The organism is Dactylosporangium sp. NPDC049525, from assembly GCF_040676755.1.
GTDB lineage: Bacteria > Actinomycetota > Actinomycetes > Mycobacteriales > Micromonosporaceae > Dactylosporangium.
On record NZ_JBFAPO010000151.1, the window covers coordinates 1 to 1,804 of the forward strand.

The 1,804-nt window shown below is 67.5% G+C and carries 2 protein-coding genes and 1 pseudogene; 2 read left to right on the forward strand and 1 reads right to left on the reverse strand.

Annotated features, from left to right (window positions below; translation table 11 throughout):
* Nucleotides 1-138 precede the first annotated feature (138 nt).
* Nucleotides 139-429 (reverse strand): integrase core domain-containing protein, encoded by a 291-nt coding sequence (locus AB0K00_RS57705; protein WP_363540215.1) that lies wholly within the window; start codon nucleotides 427-429, stop codon nucleotides 139-141.
* On the opposite strand from AB0K00_RS57705, the gene AB0K00_RS57710 reads away from it, so the two are divergent.
* Both AB0K00_RS57710 and AB0K00_RS57715 read left to right on the forward strand, forming a co-directional pair.
* Nucleotides 313-660 (forward strand): hypothetical protein, encoded by a 348-nt coding sequence (locus AB0K00_RS57710; RefSeq protein WP_363540213.1) that lies wholly within the window; start codon nucleotides 313-315, stop codon nucleotides 658-660. The two genes, AB0K00_RS57705 and AB0K00_RS57710, sit on opposite strands and share 117 nt — an antisense overlap.
* A gap of 629 nt (nucleotides 661-1,289) precedes the next feature.
* Nucleotides 1,290-1,652: pseudogene (locus AB0K00_RS57715) on the forward strand (ABC transporter permease); the annotation flags it as partial.
* Nucleotides 1,653-1,804: the final 152 nt, after the last annotated feature.

Consider the following 1,804-nt stretch of genomic DNA (forward strand, 5'->3'; position numbering starts at 1 on the left):
TGAGTACTGCGGATCGACCGAGGGGTTGATCACGCCGATGTAGCCGATCCGTTGGAAGGACCAGGTCTGGCCGCTCCCAGTCCAGGGGCTGGCGGCGGCCACTGGGTTGCCCTGTCGGGCTCGTAAATCAGATTCGGGCTACGCTGCCTGCGAGTATTCGTTGATCAATCCGCCCAGGATTGGGCGTCGTCGGACTCGAGCGGCGTTGAGGTCAACGACCTGCGGTGGCGGGTTCGGTGGTCGCTGGCCGAGGGATCGGTGTGGGCGGTGGCCGTTGTAATGCTCGGTGTACTTGGTCAGGACGCTGGCCAGGTGCCGTTCGCCGGCGATGAGCATCCGGTTGGTGCACTCGCGCCGGACGGTCCCCACCCAGCGCTCCGCGAAAGCGTTCGCCGTCGGGGCTTGTGGCGGTATTCGAATTACGTCGATGCCCGCGGAGGTGAAGACCGTGTCGAAGGCGGCGGTGAACTTCGTATCGTGATCGCGGAGCAGGAACCGGAGCCCGTCGGCGCGCTGGTCGAGGCTGATGAGCAGGTTCCGTGCTTGTTGCGTGACCCAGGTACCGGTCGGGTGTGCGGTGACACCGACGACGTGGACGTGGCGGGTGGCGAGCTCGATGAAGAACAGTACGGAGATCCGTTTCAGCGGTGGCGACGGTGAAGAAGTCGCAGGCCAAGATGGCGTGCGCCTGGGCGGTCAGGAATTGTTGCCAGGTTGGTCCCGTTCGGCGGGGTGCCGGGTCGACGCCGGCCTGGTGCAGGGTCTTCCATATCGTGCTGGCCGCGAGCTGGTAGCCCAGACGAGCCAGCTCACCCTGCACCCGGCGATGTCCCCAGGTCGGGTTCTCTGCTGCCAGTCGCACGACCAGGTCCCGGATCTCGCGGTCGACGGGCGGCCGGCCGGGTCGCGCGTGTGGGTAGGTCCAATGGCGTGCGATCAGCTGTCGATGCCAGCGCAGCAGGGTCGCCGGGGTGACGAAGAACGTCGCCCAGCGTTGCCGGGGCAGCAGCCGTGACAACGCCGCCAGCACCACCCGGTCAGCGGGCTGGAGATCGGGTCGGTGCACCTGCCAGCGCAGCACCGCCACCTGATGCCGTAAGACCAGGAATTCGACGTCCTTCGCGCCGCCGTCCCGGGCGAGCTGGATCAGCATCTGCAGGATCTGGCGCAGGAGCAGGTACACCAGCGAGGCTGCCATACCCTGGATCATCGCCGCTGTGGTTGGGCCGACCTCGCACAAAGCCGCACGTCACAGCTACCGAATCGAATTTACGAGCCCAACAGGTCAAGTCTCCCGTCCGTCTGACGCGCTCGCCGCGAAGTACGCCGCTGACCGGGCATTCACCGGCCTGCTCGTCGGGCTCGGCTCGGTCGCGCTGCTCGTCGGAGGGATCGGCGTGGCCAACACCATGATCATATCCGTGCTCGAACGCCGCCGCGAGATTGGGCTGCGTCGATCACTCGGGGCCACCCAGGCCCACATCCGCGCCCAGTTCCTGGCCGAGGCACTGCTGCTGTCCGGGCTGGGCGGTGCGTTGGGCACCCTGATCGGCTCAGCGGTCACGGCCGCACTGGCGATCGGGGCGATCGCCGGCATCTACCCGCCCGTGCGCGCTGCTCGTACCCCGCCCACGGCCGCGCTGAACTCATGAACGAGCAAAGGCCACCAGGACTGCGCCGATCCGCAGGGGTATGGAGTGAAGCCGGTTGCGGTGACGGGGCTGGACCTCATGGCGTGTCGTGTGTTCGTTTCGTGGCGACGCCGGCGTAGAGCCAGCCGGGTCCCGGGGCGGTGGTCGGGTCG